Raw genomic sequence first — 15,912 nt, forward strand, 5'->3', positions numbered from 1 at the left:
CGGGGTGTCGGTGGACCGACCCGCTGTTGTGTGCAGCCGGGCGGGTGGCAGCCGGGCGGGTGGAGAGGGGAAGGAGGGATGCCGCAGCGCGGCGTCAGTTGCCGTCGAGGACGGGGAGCAGCGTGTAGACGGCTTCTTCGACGTCGCGCCCGACGCCCGGAGCGAACGACGTCGTCCGGGACACCTCGGTGAAGCCGCATCGGGTGAGGACCGCACGGGACGCGGCGTTGTGCACGGCCACGCGCGCGAAGAGCGGACGCACGGGCTCGCGCGAGACCAAAAGGCGCAGCGCCTGCGTCGCCACGCCTCTCCCCCACGCATGCCGCGCGATCCAGTAGGTCACCTCGCGGTCACCGTCGACGGTGAACGACCCGACGGCTCCCGCGAAGGCACCGTCTTCGGTGACGACGCGGTAGAGCACGTCGTCGTCGCTGCGGATGCGCGCTGTCCAGCGATCGAAGGCGCCGCGATCATCCGGATCGTCCGCGGTGAAGGCGGCCAGTTCGACCGCGGCGGGGTCGCGCATCATCTCGAACACGGCGTCGAGATCGTCGTCGTCGAGCTCTCGCAGTTCGATGTGGCCCACGAGGCCAACCTACCGAGGGTCTGGCCCGCAGGGGGACGGGAGGTGGTTCAGCTCCATCAGCAGGCGTTCGGCCGCGTGGCCGTCGCGGGCGACGACGGCCTCCCGCAGGCTCCGGTAGCGCGCGGTGCGGACCTCGACGTCCTCGTCGGGCTTCGTCCACCCCTGGAGGTTCCGCTGCAGGGCGAGGCCGGCCTCCCGCATGATCGTGATGAACACCCGGTTGGCCGTCGCGCGGATCAGCAGCTGATAGAAGGCGGTCGTGCTCCCCAGGATCCCCAGGCCGTCGTCGCGCTCCGAGCAGTCGATGAGGGCGTCCACGGCGTCGACCAGGTCGGCGTGCTCCTGCTCGGTCGCGCGCGCCAGCCCGAGGATGGCCGCGTCCCCGGCGACGTAGGTCATGAACTCGGTGGTGTGGGCGTAGGCGTCGGGATGCGGCGCGCTCACCCGGGTGTACTTGTTCGCCGCGACCTCGATGAGACCGAGGCGCTCGAGGCGCTGCAGGGCCTCGCGCACCGGGGTTCGGGAGACGCCGAGGCGCGAGGCGAGTTCGACGTCGCGGAGGCGGTCGCCCGGTCGCAGGGTGCCCCGCAGAATGGCCTCGCCCAGCACCGCGTAGACGTCGTCGCCGAGGGCCGCTCCCTCGCGGGGCGTCAGCGGTGTGAAGGCGGTGTCTGACATGACGGCACAAGTGTATTCATCCGTCATATGAACTCGCATCACCGGCGATATATCAGTACAGTGTGAGTTGTCGCGACACGCGCCGTCCCTGCGACGGCGCCGCGACACATCCGGGGGGATCCGTCGACGCCCGGGCCTCGAGCTCTCTGGCTCGGCCCGGGCGGACGATGGAACCGGATGCATCGGCTGGTCGCGGCACCCGTCGGCGCCTCGTTTCGCAACGTTTCCGTCACCATCTCGCTCCTGTGGGGGCGGCCTTCGTTAGCGTGGGTGACGCAGCGCGGGCATCGGGCTCGCGCGCCGAACGAAGGCAGTAGATGAGCACGCAGGGCACGGTCAAGTGGTTCAACTCCGAGAAGGGCTTCGGTTTCATCGCACCGGATGACGGGAGCGCCGACGTGTTCGCGCACTACTCGGCCATCGAGGCCAGCGGATACCGTTCCCTCGAGGAGAATCAGCGCGTGGAGTTCGACGTCGTGCAGGGTCCGAAGGGCCTGCAGGCCGAGAGCATCCGCCCTCTCTGACGCGGGTCAGTCCTTCCCCCGCACCAGCTCCAGGCCCGCGCCCGCGAACTGACGGAACGTCGCGTCGGGCAGGAACGCGCGGGTGAGGCCGGCGGCGATGCGCGACAGGTCGCCCTCGTCGCGGTAGAGCAGGTACATCGTCTCGTAGCGCGGGTTGAACTTCTGCTTGAAGCGGTGCAGCGAGCGGAACCCGTAGACCGGCTCGAGCATCTGCGCGAGCCGATCGGTGAGATCGGCGATGATCCCCGCATCGGCGGGGTTCTCGTGAGCGAGCGGTGCGCCCGACAGCGACAGCACGGCCGCCCCCTCGTCGGCGAAGTGCCGCGCGGACGAGCCGATGAGGAACTCCATCACCGGCCCGAATCCGCCGTCTCGACGACGCATGAGATCGAGCGTCCATCCGCGCACCGCACCGCCCGGGCCGTAGACCGGCAGCCACGAGAGGAAGCCGTCGACGTCGCCCGCGGGTGAGAGCGCCAGCGCCATGCGCACCTCGGGGTCGGCGGCCTCGATGAGCGTCCCCAGAGTGAATCGCATCTCGGGAAGTCCCTTGTCGCCCACCCACGACTCCGAGATCGCGCGCAGCTGCGCCTGGACGCCCCACGGCTCGTCGCCGAGCCGCGTCATTCGGAACGACATCCCCTCGCGCTCGGCGCGATTGAGCGACGAGCGCACCGCGCCCCAGGCCTTGCCGGTGAACTGGAGTCCGGGCAGGTCGACGATGGTGTCGTCGGCGACGACGAGGCTCCGCCATCCGTCCGGGACCGCGGCGCGGGTGGCCTCGCCGGCACTGAAGAAGCAGGGGATGAGCCCCGCGCGCTCGGCCGCGTCGGCGAACCCGCGCACCGAGTCGGCCCGCGAGTCCTCGGGCCCGAGCGGATCGCCGAGGGCGATCGCCGTGCCCAGGTGCCGCTGGTAGGGGACGACGCCCCCGGTGGTCCGGGCGTAGGCCATCCCCTCCCACGTCGCCATCCACGACAGGGTGCCGCCGCCGTCGGCGCGGATCAGGTCCTTCACCTCGGCCACGGTCGGTACCGGCGCCGCGCCGAGCCCGCGCCGGGGCTTGGCGCGGAAGGCGGCCCGCACCCAGATGAGGTAGATCACGAGCAGCAGCCAGAGCGCCGCCGAGACGAGGCCGATCTCGGTCTCGCCGTCGATCACGACCTCGACCTGCGCCTCGTTGCTGAGGGCGATCGCGACGACGATCAGCACGCCCACCAGCACGTTCAGGGTGCCGAGGATGACCGCGAGCACCCACGCCCACCGGCGCCCGAGACGCAGCCCGTTGGCGATGACCGCGATCACGATGGTGTCGAACGCGACGTCGAAGAACCCGCCCGAGACCGGCTCGGTGGGGCCGAACGGCCCGTTGGTCGGCACGATGACCAGAGCGATCTGGATGACACCGAGCACGAGGATCGACACGAAGGCCAGCAGTCGCTGCTCGCGCACCGTGATGCGCTGCACGCGCAGCGACCGGTCGGCGAAGAGGATGAGCACGACGGCCACGACGTGCTCGAGGTCGGGGAGCGCCCCCCAGAACAGCAGCGCGACGAAGACGAAGCCGAGGAGCACGAGCCACGCGCGCACGCGCCAGGGCGGCGGGAAGAGCCCCACTGCGGCCGCGATGCACGCCATCGTCCCGCCCGAGGCGCCGACATCGAGCGCGGCCGCCTCGGTCTGGGCCCATTCCCAGGGCAGCAGCGCCGCGAACCACAGCAGCAGCGCCGTCGCGCACACGGCGAAGAGCTGTCCGATCCAGAAGTACGCCAGCGCGACGCGCGTGCCGCGGTGGTACTCCAAGTACGCCATGCCCCAGAAGCCGGCGATGGTGAAGACATACACCCACGGCTGGTTGACGAAGAAGGTGCCGGTGACCGGCGTCCACCAGCGTCCTTCGAGGAGGGCGGGGAGGCCGTAGGCGACGGTGTCGTAGAGCTCGGCGTCCTCGAAGGGCCGCCAGAGACCCTGCCAGATCACCCCCGCCGCGAGGATCAGGGCGACCAGGGCGAGGGTCGCGGGGATGCGGCCGATGACCCGGAGGATCGGACCCGCCGTGCGCGGCGCCGCGCCCGCGGCATCCTTCGTCGTGGTGCCGCCCGCGTCGTCGCCCGCCCCCGCCATGGCACTCACCCTAGCGAGGGCCCGGCACTCTCACACGGGGTCGCCGGCGCCGCCCTCGTCGGCGGCGTACCGCGCGAGCGCCTGGGCGTCCTCGGCGTGCCGGAGCGCGCGTCGCGCAGCGTCGAGGGCCTCGACGGGATCCTGCGCCTGCCGCGCCGCCGCGAGGTCGCGCTGCGCCGAGATGAGGCGGGCCCGCGCGTCTGCGCCGGGGCGCACGCCCGACATCGCCGCCTCGGCGAGGGCGACGCCGTTGCGCGCGGCGGCGAGCGTACCCGGCAGGGCGGTGCGGGCTCCGCGGAGCCGTTGCTGCGCGGTCCGTGCGTCGCCCAGAGCCGCGTCGAGGCGGTCGCGCAGCCGCGCGATCTCGCCGATCGTCTGCGTGGGGCGGCGGGCAGCTCCGCTCTCGAGGGCATCGAGGGATGACGCGACGGCGCGGATCTCTTCGCCCAGACGCTCCGCGTGGGCGGGTTCGAGCTTCGCCCGTGTTGCCGTGGCGGCCCGCAGCGCGCCACGCGCGGAATCGAATTCGTCCGGGAGCGCCTGCGACGCCTGAGTGATGAGGCGATAGGTCTCTTCGAGCGTGCGGGCGTCGGCCTCGGCGCGGCGGAGGGCGCGCTCGCCGGCGGCGAGGTCGGCGAGGGCGTTCCGGCTCGGGTCGGCGGCGGAGCGGGACGCCTCGGCGAGGCGCTCCTCGGCCTCATCGGCCTCGGTGACGGCGGCGCGGGCTGCCGCCGCGGCATCCTGCCATTCGCGCTCGTCGAAGCGGGCGAGCTGCGCGATGAGTGCCTCGGGATCGCCCATCGCGGCGCGCACCTCGGCCAGCCGCGCCTGCGCCGCGCGGACCTGTTCGGCGGCCGAGACGTGCGAGGTCACCCACGCGGCGTGCGCGGTGCGCGCGACCTCGACGGTGCGCAGTGCGGCATCGACGCGTCGGGTGATGGCCTCGGCGCTCCGGCGCACTCGAGCCGCCTCCTCGCCGCCGGCCAGTCGGTCGGCGAGGCGCCGGTACTCCTCGAATCCGTCGTCGCGGACGTGCTGGGCGGTCATCCGGGCGCGCCGGAGCGCCGTGGGGGCGTCGCCGCCGTACAGCGCACCCGACAGACTCACCTCCACATCGAGGTCGTCGACCGCGTCGTCCAGGCGCACCAGCGCGCGTCCGGCCTCGTTCTGCGCCGCCTCGGCGGCCGCACGCGCCTTCGGAGATCGGCGTGCGCGCCGCAGTGCGAGAAGTCCGGCGATCACCGCGAGCGCGGTCACCCCGAACACGACCGCGGCGGGAATCACCCAGCGGAGGAACTCATCGGCCGGCTCGGTCACGGTGCGCCCCGCTCACCCGTCGCCGCGGCCGGCGTCGTCGTCGGGGAGGAGCAGGAGCCTCCGCAGCGCCGCCGGATCCTCGACCACGGCCTGGGCGCCCTCGGCCTCGTGCGGCCAGCTGAAGCCCCAGGTCACGAAGATCACGGGCACGTCGTGCTCGGCGCCGCCCTCGATGTCGTGGTGGCGATCGCCGATCAGCACCGGACGGTCGGTGTCGACGCCCGCGGCCTCGAGGCGGCGGAGCGCCTCGGCGACGATGTCGGACTTCGCGCTCAGCGTCCTCTCGTCCGGGGTCGCCCCCGCGATCGCCGTGAACAGGGGTGAGAGGTCGAAGTGCTCCATGAGGGCGACGACCTGCACCTCGGGCTTCGAGCTGGCGGTCGCCTGCGGGATGCCGGCGGCGTGGGCATCGCGGATGATCTCGGCGATGCCGGGGAAGAGCCGCGCGTCGGTGGTGTAGCCGTCTTGCTTGCCAAGGGTCCGGTAGAAGGCCACCGCTTCGGTGGCCTCGGCGGGCGTCATCCCGACGTTCACCTGGAACGACTCGTACATAGGCGGGCCGATCCAGTGGGCGAGCTCCTCGCGGGTGGGCGCGGGCTTTCCGAAGTGCTCGAGCGTGATGGTCAGGCGGCGGAGGATGCCGACCGACGCGTCGATGATGGTGCCGTCGACATCCCACAGGATGCAGGTCCAGGGTGAGCGCGTCGACATGACCTCCACGCTACAAGTCCGCAGCGGGCGCGCGGACCGCGGGTCAGAACAGGCGCAGGTGCCCCGAGTCCACGCCCTTCATCTCCTCGTAGTCGAGGGTGAGGCACCGGATGCCGCGGTCTGCCGCGAGCACGCGCGCCTGGGGCTTGATCTCCTGCGCGGCGAAGACGCCGCTCACCGGCGCGAGGTGCGGGTCGCGGTTGAGCAGCTCGAGGTAGCGGGTGAGCTGCTCCACGCCGTCGATGTCGCCGCGGCGCTTGACCTCGATGGCGATGGTGCCGCCGTCGGGATCGCGCAGCAGCAGGTCGACCGGGCCGATCGCGGTGGGGAACTCGCGCCGCACGAGCGAGACCCCCTCCCCCACGAGGGCGACCTGCTCGGCGAGGAGGCGCTGCAGGTCGGCTTCGACGCCGTCCTTCTGCAGACCCGGGTCGACGCCCAGGTCGTGCGACGAGTCGTGCAGCACCTCGTAGAGGTGCACCAGCAGCGCATCGCCGGTCTTGGCGTGGGTGACGCGCCACTGCTCGACGACGCCCGCCGCCGCGGCATCCTCATCCGGCGTCTGCACCGTGAGCGTGCAGGGCGGACTCATCCAGTTCAGCGGCTTGTACGAGCCGCCGTCGGAGTGCACGAGCAGACTCCCGTCGCCCTTGTGGACGAGCAGCCGCGTCGCGAGCGGCAGGTGAGCGGTGAGACGGCCCGTGTAATCGACGGAGCAGCGAGCGATGACCAGGCGCACCCGTCGAGCGTAGTCGCCGGAGGTGCATGGTGCCGGTGGATCGGTGGTTCGCCGGAGCTCAGCGCTGCGGGTGACCGGCGCCGACGGTGGAGCCGGCGATCGGGCGCGCGGCCGGCGACGCGATGCCGGATGCCACGATCAGCGCGACGAGGATGAACAGCGTGTTCAGCAGACCGATCTGCTCGCTGATGAACCCGAGGATCGGCGGCCCGCAGAGGAACGCCACGTAGCCGATCGTCGCGGCGGCGCTCACCCGGGCCGCTGCGCGGGCGGGGTCGTCGGCGGCGGCCGACATCCCGAGCGGGAAGCCGAGCGACGCGCCCGCTCCCCAGAGCGCGGCGCCGACGAAGACGAGCGGCAGGTTCGGGGCGAGGATGAACAGCAGCAGCCCCACCGCGGCGGTGACCGCGAGGATGCGAAGGGTGTTCACGCGACCGAAGCGGTCGACGAGGGGTCCGCCGAGCACGCGCACGACGGTCATGCTGACCGAGAACACGGTGAGCCCCGCCGCCCCGACGGCCTCGGTGGCACCGTGCCCTTCGACGACGCCGAGCGCCAGCCAGTCGTTGGCCCCGCCCTCGGCGAAGGCCATGCCGAGCATGATCACGCCCAGCGCGTAGGTGCGCGGCTCGCGCCAGGCCGAGAGGTTGGTGTGCAGGCGCTCGCGCCAGCCCGCCCGCTCCCCCGGGGCCGGGTCCTCGGCGAGGTCGCGCGCCGGCACGGCCGGGTAGGTGGTCAGCGCGATTACGACCACGACACCGGCCATGGTCACGGTGTGGGCGAGCACGTTGATCCCCGCCGCCGCGGCGAGGGCTCCGACACCCGCGCCGATGACTGTGCCGAAGCTGAAGAACGCGTGGAAAAGCGGGAGGATCGTCTTGTTCGACTGCTTCTCGATCGCCGCGCCGTCGATGTTCATCATCACGTCGACCGCGCCGTTGCCGAAGCCGAACAGGCAGAGGCCGAGCAGCACGATCCCGTACGAGGGGACGGCGTCGGTGCCGACTCCCACGATCGCGACGCCGATCGCGAAGGTGATCATCGCGCCGAGCATGCCGCGCTTCGCGCCGAACCGGGCGAGGACGGCCGACGCGATCGACAGCCCTACGATCGAGGCGACGCCGGCGCCGAGGAGGAGGAACCCGATCTCGACGTTGTCCACGCCCAGCGCGCTCTTGATGGCGGGCACCCGCGAGGCCCAGGTGGCGATGCTCAGTCCACTGGCGAGGAAGATCGCGAAGACAGCGGTGCGCCAGCGCACGAGCTGAGGACGGGTCAGGACGAGTTCCACCCGTGAAGGATACCGAATCGTTTCGATCCGCGGAACGGCGGGCGGTTACGCTGGACGGATGAAACGCACCGACGAGCGTCGCCGCGCCACGATCGCCGATGTCGCCCGTGAGGCCGGCGTCTCGGCCTCGACGGCATCGGTGGTCTTCAGCGGCAAGACGCCGGTGTCGGATGCGACCCGCGCGCGCGTGCTCGCCGCCGCGGCGGCCCTGGGGTACACCGGACCCGACCCGCGGGCGGCGTCGCTGCGTCGCGGCCGATCGGGCATCGTGGGCGTCGTCTTCGAAGAGCACCTGGGCACCGCCTTCCTCGACCCGGTGAAGACCCTCATGATGGACGGCCTCACTGAGGGGGTCGCTGGACTCGGCGCCGGCCTGCTGCTCCTCCGCGACGACGAGAGCGCCGAGACCGGGCCGTCGCTCACCACCGCGCCGATCGATGCCGCCGTGCTCATCGGGTGCAGCCCGCTGATGCGGCGATCCCTCGACACGGTGCGGGCCCGTGGCATCCCGGTCGTGGTCATCGAGGGGGATGCCGGAGGCGACATCCCCCGCATCGGGCTCGACAACCGCGAGGCCCAGCGCCACGCCGCCCGGCACCTGCGCGCCCTCGGTCACGAGCACGTGGTCATCCTCACGCTTCCGGTGAACGCCGATCGCCCACGGGGCTTCTTCGGGGCCGACGCCGAGGTGACGGTGGATGTCACGCGCGACCGACTGGCCGGGGCACGCGACGTCTACCCCGGGGCCCCCGCCTACGCCGCCGCGGGCAGCTTCATCGACGAGGGGCTGGCGGCGGGGCGCGTGCTGCTGGCGGGGCCTGACCGGCCCACCGCGATCATCGCCCAGAGCGATCTGCTCGCGGCGGGCGTCATCCGGGCCGCCGAGGAGCAGGGCCTGAGGGTGCCCGACGACCTCAGCGTGACGGGTTTCGACGGCATCGTCGTCGACGGCCTGGCGCCGTACGCGCTGACCACCCTCGTGCAGCCGGCCGCCGACAAGGGCCGCGCGGCCGGCCTCGCGGTGGCGAGCATGCTCGAGGGCGCGAGCCCGGTCTCGATGCACTTCACCTGCGCGTTCCGCGAGGGGAACACGTCGGGCCGCGCTCCTGCTGCCCAATAGAATGGACGCGACCCCGATCGCCTGAGTCGCGCCGCCCCGCACGACCGACGACCCTGAGGAGGCCGCAATGCTGGTCTTCCTCGGAGTGTTCGCGGCCGCCGCGCTCGCGCTTCCCTGGCTGGTCCACCGCCTGGGCGCTCGCGCCTTCTTCTTCGCCGCGGCCGTGTCGGCGGCGGCCTTCGTCTACACCGTCGTCCTCGGGCCCGCAGTCCTCGCCGGGGATATTCCGTTCGAGTCATACGAGTGGATCCCGCCGCTCGGCATCGAGCTGTCGATGCGGATGACCACGCTGTCGTGGATCCTCGCGCTCGTCGTCACGGGGGTCGGGGCGCTGGTGCTGCTGTACTGCCGGTGGTACTTCCGCGACAGCGCCGAGGGCCTCGGGCAGTTCGCCGCCGTCCTGCTCGCCTTCGCGGGAGCCATGTACGGTCTCGTTCTCACGGACGACCTCGTCGTGCTCGTGATGTTCTGGGAGACCACGAGCGTGCTGTCGTACCTGCTCATCGGGTACTACCACCGCCGCGGCGCGAGTCGCCGCTCGGCCCTGCAGGCGCTGCTCGTCACGACTCTCGGCGGTCTGGTGATGCTGATCGGCGTCGTGCTGCTCGTCGTCGACACCGGCACGTCGAGCATCTCCGAGATCCTCGTCGCCCGCCCCGAGGGGCCGGCTGTGGTCGCGGCTCTCGTGCTGCTGCTCGTCGGCGCGCTGAGCAAGTCGGCCGTCTTCCCCTTCCACTTCTGGCTTCCCGGTGCCATGACCGCCCCGACGCCGGTCAGCGCGTACCTTCACGCCGCGGCGATGGTCAAGGCCGGCATCTACCTGATCGCGCTGTTCGCCCCGTTCGAGGCGAACGAACCCGGATGGCGCCCCATCATCGTCTCGCTCGGCGTCTTCACAATGCTGCTCGGCGGCTTCCAGGCGCTTCGTGAGACCGACCTCAAGCGGCTGCTCGCGTTCGGCACCGTCAGCCAGCTCGGCTTTCTCACCGTCATCCTCGGCTACGGCGTCCGTGACACCGCGCTCGCGGGACTCGCTCTGCTCCTCAGCCACGCCCTGTTCAAATCCGCCCTGTTCCTCGTCGTCGGCATCATCGACCGTCAGCTCGCCACGCGAAACATCGGCGAGCTCTCCGGACTCGGGCGGCAGGCACCCCTCCTCGCGACCGTGTCGATCGTGGCCGTCGCGTCGATGGCGGGTCTGCCGCCCACCATCGGCTTCGTCGCCAAAGAGACCGCCCTCACCGCCCTTCTCCACGAGGCCGTGGGCGGCGAGGCGTGGGCGATCGTCGGCATCCTCGGTGTCGCGGCGGGTTCGGCATTGACGATGGCCTATGGCATCCGCTTCGTCTGGGGTGCCTTCTGGACCAAGCGGACAGTCCCCGACGGCACCCCGCCCGCCCGGACGGAGTGGCCGGGCGCGCCGGCGGGCTTCCTCGCCGCCCCGGTCATGTTGTCCGCCCTCACCCTCGTCGCCGGGCTCGCCGCCCCCGCCCTGGACACCGCGCTCGCCACGTACGCCGACGAGGCTCCGCTCGCGACTCCCGGCGTGGCCGAGCCCGAGCCCTACTACCTCGCCCTGTGGCACGGCCTGGAACCGGCACTCTTCCTCTCGATCGGTACGATCGCGCTGGGCGCGGCGATCTTCTGGGCGACGGTGCGGCGGGATCTTTCCCGGCGCGTCCTGCCCTTCGAGGCGTTCGACGTCTACAACGCCGTGCTCCGCGGCATCGCCCGACTGTCGGTGGCCACGACTACGTTCACCCAGCGCGGGTCACTGCCGGTCTACATCGGGACGATCTTCATCGTCTTCGTCGTCGCCGAGGCGACCGCCCTCATCGTCGGCGGTCCGGAGTGGCGCGCCGACGTCGACCTGTTCCAGAACCCGGCCCAGCTGGCGATCGCGCCGGTGATGATCGTCGCGGGCGTGGTCGCCGTTCGGGCCAAGAAGCGCTACACCGGTGTGGTGCTGGTCTCGGTGACCGGGCTCGGCATGGCGGGGCTCTTCGCCATCAGCGGCGCCCCCGACCTCGCCCTCACCCAGATCCTCATCGAGACGGTCACCCTCATCGCGTTCGCCCTCGTCCTGCGGCGGATCCCGTCGCGGATGGGCGAGCACAACGCCTCGGTCGCCTCGATCCCCCGGGCTCTCGTCGCCGGCGCGGTCGGCGTCACCATGATGGCCGTCGCGGTCATCGCGACGGGAGCCCGCATCCACGACCCGATCTCGGTCGCCTGGCCCGAACTCGCGTACGAACTCGGTCACGGGCGCAACGTCGTCAACGTCGCCCTGGTCGACATCCGTGGGTGGGACACCATGGGCGAGCTCGGGGTGCTGATCCTCGCCGCCACCGGTGTGGCATCCCTGGTCTTCGTCACCGACCGCAAAGACAACCTCACCGCCACCAACGCCCTCCCCCGGGTGGGAGGCCGCGATCGCCGGCTCCTCGTGGAGACCCCGTCCGGCGTGAAGCCGCGCAACGCCGACGGCGGCCGGCAGCGGATGGCCTGGCTCGTCGGGGGCCAGCAGGTGCGGCCGGAGAACCGCTCGATCCTGCTCGAGGTGATCGTGCGGATCCTCTTCCACTCGATCATCATCGTCTCGCTCTACCTGCTCTTCGCGGGCCACAACCTTCCCGGCGGCGGCTTCGCCGGAGGACTCGTGGCGGGTATGGCGTTGGTGATGCGCTACGTCGCAGGAGGTCGCTACGAGCTCGGCGTCGCCGCCCCGACCGACGCCGGGCGCCTGCTCGGTGTGGGCATGTCGATCGCCGTCGCCTGCGCGATCGTGCCGCTCTTCTTCGGCGCGCCCCCGCTGACCAGCGCCTTCGTCGAAGCGGAGCTGCCGGTCCTCGGCCACGTCGAGTTCGTCACCACGACGCTGTTCGACATCGGGGTGTACCTCGTCGTCGTCGGACTCGTGCTCGACGTGCTGCGTTCGCTCGGCGCCGAGGTCGACCGTCAGATGCAGCGCAGCAAGGCCAGCGGGGTGAGCGTGTCGTGAGCGTCTCTCTCATCCTCATCGTCATCATGGGCGTCCTGTTCGCCTGCGGCGTCTACGCGATCCTGGAGCGCAGCCTCACCCGCGTGCTCATCGGCTTCCTCCTGCTCGGGAACGCGGCGAACCTCTTCCTCCTCGTGGTCATCGGCGAGCCCGGGATCGCACCGTTCTTCGGCTCCGGCGAACCCGAGGAGATGTCCGATCCCCTCCCCATGGCGCTGACCCTCACGGCGATCGTCATCACCTTCGCGGTGTCGGCGTTCCTCCTCGCCCTGATCTACCGCTCGTGGCAGCTCGGTCAGGCCGACACGGTCACCGACGATGAGGCCGACCTGGCGGTGCGCGACCGCGGCGCCGCCGAGGAGGACATGATCGACGACGAGACCGAGATCGAAGACACCGACGACGACGCGACCACCGACTTCGTCGGTCTCGACACCGCACCCATCACGGTGCTCGGCAGCCGCGACATCTCCGGCCTGCAGGATGACGCGCCGGTGAACCTCCCCGAGGCGTCGTCGCGTCGATCCCGGCGGACCGACACGACCGAGCGGGGGGATGACGGATGATCGCCCTCGTCCCGCTCCTGGCGACCCTGCCGATCCTGGGCGCCGCACTCGCCCTGGTCGCCGGGCGGCACAGGCGCACCCAGGTCGCCATCTCGATCGTCACGCTGACGACCGTCACCGTCATCGCCGCCATCCTGCTCGTCGTCGTCGACCAGGGCGGTGAGGCCCTCGCGGTCTCGGTCGGGGATTGGCCGATCCCCTTCGGCATCGTGCTCTACGTCGATCGGCTCTCGGCGCTCCTCATCGTCGTTTCGAGCATCGTGCTGCTCGCAGTCCTGCTCTTCTCCGTCGGACAGGGCGCGGCCGACAACGACGACGAGACACCGGTGTCGATCTTCCACCCGTCGTACCTGCTGCTGGCGGCGGGGATCTTCACCGCGTTCATCGCGGGCGACCTGTTCAACCTCTACGTCGGGTTCGAGATTCTCCTCGTCGCGTCGTACGTGCTCATCACCCTCGGCAGCACCGAGAACCGCATCCGCACCGGCGTCGTCTACATCGTCGTCTCGCTGGTCTCGTCGATCCTCTTCCTCGCGGCCATCGCGGCGATCTACGGGGCGCTCGGCACCGTCAACATGGCGCAGATCTCCGAGCGGATGATGGAGCTCCCGCAGGACACCCAGACGGTGCTGCACCTGATGCTGCTCGTGGCGTTTAGCATCAAGGCGGCCGTCTTCCCGCTGTCGTTCTGGCTGCCCGACTCGTACCCCACCGCGCCGGCTCCGGTCACGGCGGTGTTCGCCGGCCTGCTGACCAAGGTCGGCGTCTACGCCCTCATCCGCACCGAGACGCAGCTGTTCAACGAGAACGACCTGAACTTCCTCCTCATGTGCGTGGCGCTCGCCACGATGATCGTCGGGGTCCTCGGCGCGATCGCGCAGGCGGAGCTCAAGCGCATCCTCTCGTTCACCCTCGTCAGTCACATCGGGTACATGATCTTCGGGCTCGCGATCGCAACCCCGGCGGCGATCGGCGCGACGATCTACTACACCGTGCACCACATCGTCGTGCAGACGACCCTCTTCCTCGCCGTGGGACTCATCGAGCGTCGTGCCGGCAGCACGTCGATCCTGCGGGTGAAGGGGCTCATGCGGGCGGCGCCCGTCATCGCGGTGCTCTACTTCATCCCGGCCGTGAACCTCGGCGGTCTCCCGCCGTTCTCCGGCTTCATCGGCAAGTTCGCTCTCTTCGACGCCGCCGCCGAGGTCGGAACCCCGATCATGCTCGTCCTGATCGTCGGCGGCGTCGTCACGAGCCTCCTCACTCTGTACGCGCTGATGCGCGCGTGGAACCTCTCCTTCTGGCGCGAGGACGAGGACTCCACCGAGACCGAGGCGCGTATCTCGTACCTCGGCAACGCCCCCGCCGCCGGCATCCAGACCGAGCGCCGCGCGATCCCCCGCATCATGACCGCCGCGACGACCGGGATGGTGGCGGTCACGGTCGCCCTGACGGTCTTCGCCGGGCCGCTGTACGGCGTCTGCGAACGGATCGGCGCGGCGCTTCTGGAACCGATCCAGCTCGTCCAGCTCGAGCAGGAGGTCGATTCGTGACCGACGACCGCGAATCCGCCCCCGTGTCCCGCGGTGTGCTGGGTGTGACCTGGCGTCAGCTGCCGTTCTTCCTGTGGCTGATCGCCCTGTGGATGCTGCTGTGGGGCCAGTTCACCCTGCTCGCGTTCCTGACCGGCCTGGTCGCGGCGGTGGTCGTCACCCGCGTGTTCCGGCTTCCGCCGGTGTCGCTGTCGGGCCGGCTCAACGTCTGGTTCGGGCTGGTCTTCGTGCTGACCTTCCTCGTGTCGCTGGTGCGCGGCTCGCTGCTGGTGGCCTGGCAGACGATCCGCCCCGGGAAGCTGCCGGGCGCGGCGATCATCGCCGTGCACCTCCGCACCGACGACGACCTGATCATGACCCACACCGCGGTCACCTGCTCCCTCATCCCCGGTTCGCTCGTCGTCGAAGCCGATCGTGATCGTCGCATGCTCTACCTGCACGTCATCGGCGTCGACGACGACGATGACATCGAACTGCAGCGCCGGACGGTGCTCGGCTGGGAGGCGCGGATCGTGCGTGCCGTCGGATCCACGGCGCAGCTCGACGTCATCCGCGAGGCGACCATCGACACCCCTCGGAAGGGAGGAACACCGACATGAGCACCGTGCTCCTCATCGCCATCTTCGTGGTGTTCGTCGTCGCGGCACTCCTCACCCTCTGGCGGATCATCGTGGGACCTTCGATCCTCGACCGCGCCGTGGCATCCGATGTCCTCCTCACGGAGGTGCTGTGCGTGCTGGGGGCCGAGATGGCCATCAACCAGCACACGCGGACCCTTCCCGTGCTCCTCGTCATTGCCGCAGTGGGGGTGTTCGGGTCGATCTCGATCGCCCGGTTCGTCGCACGGAAGGACACCGTGGAGCGATGACCGACACCCTCGACCTCATCGCCCTCGTGCTGATCCTCGCGGGGGCCCTGCTGTGCCTCACGGCGGCGGTCGGCCTGCTGCGCTTCAGAGACGTCGGCTCTCGGCTGCACGCGGCGACGAAGCCGCAGATCCTCGGTCTGCTCCTCATCTGCCTCGCGATCGCCCTGGCCCTGGAGTCGTGGCCGGTCGTCGCCTTCCTCGTCCCGGTGATGCTGCTGCAGATGGCGACCGCCCCGCTTTCGGCGCACATGATCGCCCGCCAGGCGCACCGCAACAGAACGATCGACGAGCGGGACCTTCTCGTCGACGAGCTCGCCGAGCAGGAGCGCACCCCGCCCGCCGCCGGCGGGTGACGCGTCAGGCGGAGGGGTTGCACGGCGCTCGCCGCGCCGGTTAGCCTTGCTCGCGACGCCGGGCCGGGGGGCCGGAAGGCGGGGCCGGGGGGCCCGACACGGCCGAAGGCCGTGGATTCGAGACGCGCCGGTGAGCAGCTGGGCGGGCGCACCGGGGGAGTTGCCATGCGTGCACTGTTGCGTCGGATGGGGGCCGTGGTCGCCATGGTCGTGGCTGTGTCCGCCGTGTCGGGCACCGCCGCGATGGCGGAGAGTCGGACGGGAGCGGCTGGGAGCGACATCACCAGACCCACCGCGACGATCACCGCCCCCACGGGAGGCACCGTGACCGGCTCGACGACGGTGGTGGTCAGCGCTCGGGACGACGTCGCCGTCGCCTCGGTCTCGATCTGGTCGGGATCGTTGCGCGTCGGCAATGCAGTGCCCCGACCTGACGGCCACTGGGCATTGTCGGTCGACTCCCGCGCCTGGCGTGACGTCG

The 15,912-nt window shown here is 71.0% G+C and carries 15 protein-coding genes; 8 read left to right on the plus strand and 7 right to left on the minus strand.

What is annotated here, in order from left to right:
- Positions 1 to 94: 94 nt before the first annotated feature.
- Together T9R20_RS00175 and T9R20_RS00180 are read right to left on the minus strand one after the other, a co-directional pair.
- Positions 95 to 586 carry a GNAT family N-acetyltransferase gene (locus T9R20_RS00175; protein ID WP_322410554.1) on the minus strand — a complete coding sequence of 164 codons (492 nt, stop codon included), beginning with the start codon at positions 584 to 586 and terminating at the stop codon, positions 95 to 97.
- 9 nt (positions 587 to 595) lie between these two features.
- Entirely contained in the window at positions 596 to 1,264 is a 669-nt protein-coding gene (locus T9R20_RS00180) for a GntR family transcriptional regulator (RefSeq protein ID WP_322410555.1), read from the minus strand.
- Positions 1,265 to 1,581: 317 nt separating this feature from the next.
- On the opposite strand from T9R20_RS00180, the gene T9R20_RS00185 reads away from it, so the two are divergent.
- The gene (locus tag T9R20_RS00185) at positions 1,582 to 1,788 is read left to right on the plus strand and encodes a cold-shock protein (protein WP_322410556.1); all 207 of its coding nucleotides are present in this window, start codon (positions 1,582 to 1,584) and stop codon (positions 1,786 to 1,788) included.
- Between the two features lie 6 nt (positions 1,789 to 1,794).
- Here the strand turns inward: T9R20_RS00185 and T9R20_RS00190 are convergent, their stop codons facing one another.
- From T9R20_RS00190 to T9R20_RS00210, 5 genes are read right to left on the minus strand one after another with little or no spacing between them, the layout of a single operon-like run.
- Positions 1,795 to 3,912: a DUF2156 domain-containing protein gene (locus T9R20_RS00190; protein WP_322410557.1), complete on the minus strand. Its 2,118-nt coding sequence runs from the start codon at positions 3,910 to 3,912 to the stop codon at positions 1,795 to 1,797.
- A gap of 30 nt (positions 3,913 to 3,942) precedes the next feature.
- Positions 3,943 to 5,229 (minus strand): hypothetical protein, encoded by a 1,287-nt coding sequence (locus T9R20_RS00195; protein ID WP_322410558.1) that lies wholly within the window; start codon positions 5,227 to 5,229, stop codon positions 3,943 to 3,945.
- 12 nt (positions 5,230 to 5,241) lie between these two features.
- Complete coding sequence (locus T9R20_RS00200; protein WP_322410559.1) at positions 5,242 to 5,940, minus strand: HAD hydrolase-like protein; 699 nt, start codon at positions 5,938 to 5,940, stop codon at positions 5,242 to 5,244.
- Between the two features lie 43 nt (positions 5,941 to 5,983).
- Positions 5,984 to 6,679 (minus strand): endonuclease NucS, encoded by a 696-nt coding sequence (nucS, locus tag T9R20_RS00205; RefSeq protein ID WP_322410560.1) that lies wholly within the window; start codon positions 6,677 to 6,679, stop codon positions 5,984 to 5,986.
- Between the two features lie 58 nt (positions 6,680 to 6,737).
- Positions 6,738 to 7,970, minus strand: coding sequence for an MFS transporter (locus T9R20_RS00210; protein WP_322410561.1), 1,233 nt, complete (start codon positions 7,968 to 7,970; stop codon positions 6,738 to 6,740).
- Between the two features lie 58 nt (positions 7,971 to 8,028).
- Here T9R20_RS00210 and T9R20_RS00215 point away from each other — a divergent pair, with 58 nt between their 5' ends.
- The 7 genes from T9R20_RS00215 to mnhG all read left to right on the plus strand — a co-directional run bounded on the left by T9R20_RS00215 (position 8,029) and on the right by mnhG (position 15,431).
- Complete coding sequence (locus T9R20_RS00215; protein WP_322410562.1) at positions 8,029 to 9,090, plus strand: LacI family DNA-binding transcriptional regulator; 1,062 nt, start codon at positions 8,029 to 8,031, stop codon at positions 9,088 to 9,090.
- A 67-nt stretch (positions 9,091 to 9,157) separates the two neighbouring features.
- Positions 9,158 to 12,091 (plus strand): Na+/H+ antiporter subunit A, encoded by a 2,934-nt coding sequence (locus T9R20_RS00220; protein ID WP_322410563.1) that lies wholly within the window; start codon positions 9,158 to 9,160, stop codon positions 12,089 to 12,091.
- Complete coding sequence (locus T9R20_RS00225; RefSeq protein ID WP_322410564.1) at positions 12,088 to 12,657, plus strand: Na(+)/H(+) antiporter subunit C; 570 nt, start codon at positions 12,088 to 12,090, stop codon at positions 12,655 to 12,657. The genes T9R20_RS00220 and T9R20_RS00225 overlap by 4 nt, the downstream gene beginning before the upstream one ends.
- A complete protein-coding gene (locus T9R20_RS00230) occupies positions 12,654 to 14,210 on the plus strand; it encodes a Na+/H+ antiporter subunit D (RefSeq protein ID WP_322410565.1) in 1,557 nt (518 codons plus the stop codon). The genes T9R20_RS00225 and T9R20_RS00230 overlap by 4 nt, the downstream gene beginning before the upstream one ends.
- Positions 14,207 to 14,809, plus strand: a complete 603-nt coding sequence (locus T9R20_RS00235) for a Na+/H+ antiporter subunit E (RefSeq protein ID WP_322410566.1) — start codon at positions 14,207 to 14,209, stop codon at positions 14,807 to 14,809. The genes T9R20_RS00230 and T9R20_RS00235 overlap by 4 nt, the downstream gene beginning before the upstream one ends.
- On the plus strand, positions 14,806 to 15,078 hold the full coding sequence (locus T9R20_RS00240; RefSeq protein WP_322410567.1) for a monovalent cation/H+ antiporter complex subunit F: 273 nt from the start codon (positions 14,806 to 14,808) through the stop codon (positions 15,076 to 15,078). The genes T9R20_RS00235 and T9R20_RS00240 overlap by 4 nt, the downstream gene beginning before the upstream one ends.
- Positions 15,075 to 15,431 (plus strand): monovalent cation/H(+) antiporter subunit G, encoded by a 357-nt coding sequence (mnhG, locus tag T9R20_RS00245; RefSeq protein ID WP_322410568.1) that lies wholly within the window; start codon positions 15,075 to 15,077, stop codon positions 15,429 to 15,431. Before T9R20_RS00240 ends, mnhG begins: the two co-directional genes overlap by 4 nt.
- The last annotated feature ends 481 nt before the right edge of the window (positions 15,432 to 15,912 follow it).

Origin of the sequence: Microbacterium invictum, assembly GCF_034421375.1 — a bacterium.
Taxonomy (GTDB): domain Bacteria; phylum Actinomycetota; class Actinomycetes; order Actinomycetales; family Microbacteriaceae; genus Microbacterium; species Microbacterium invictum_A.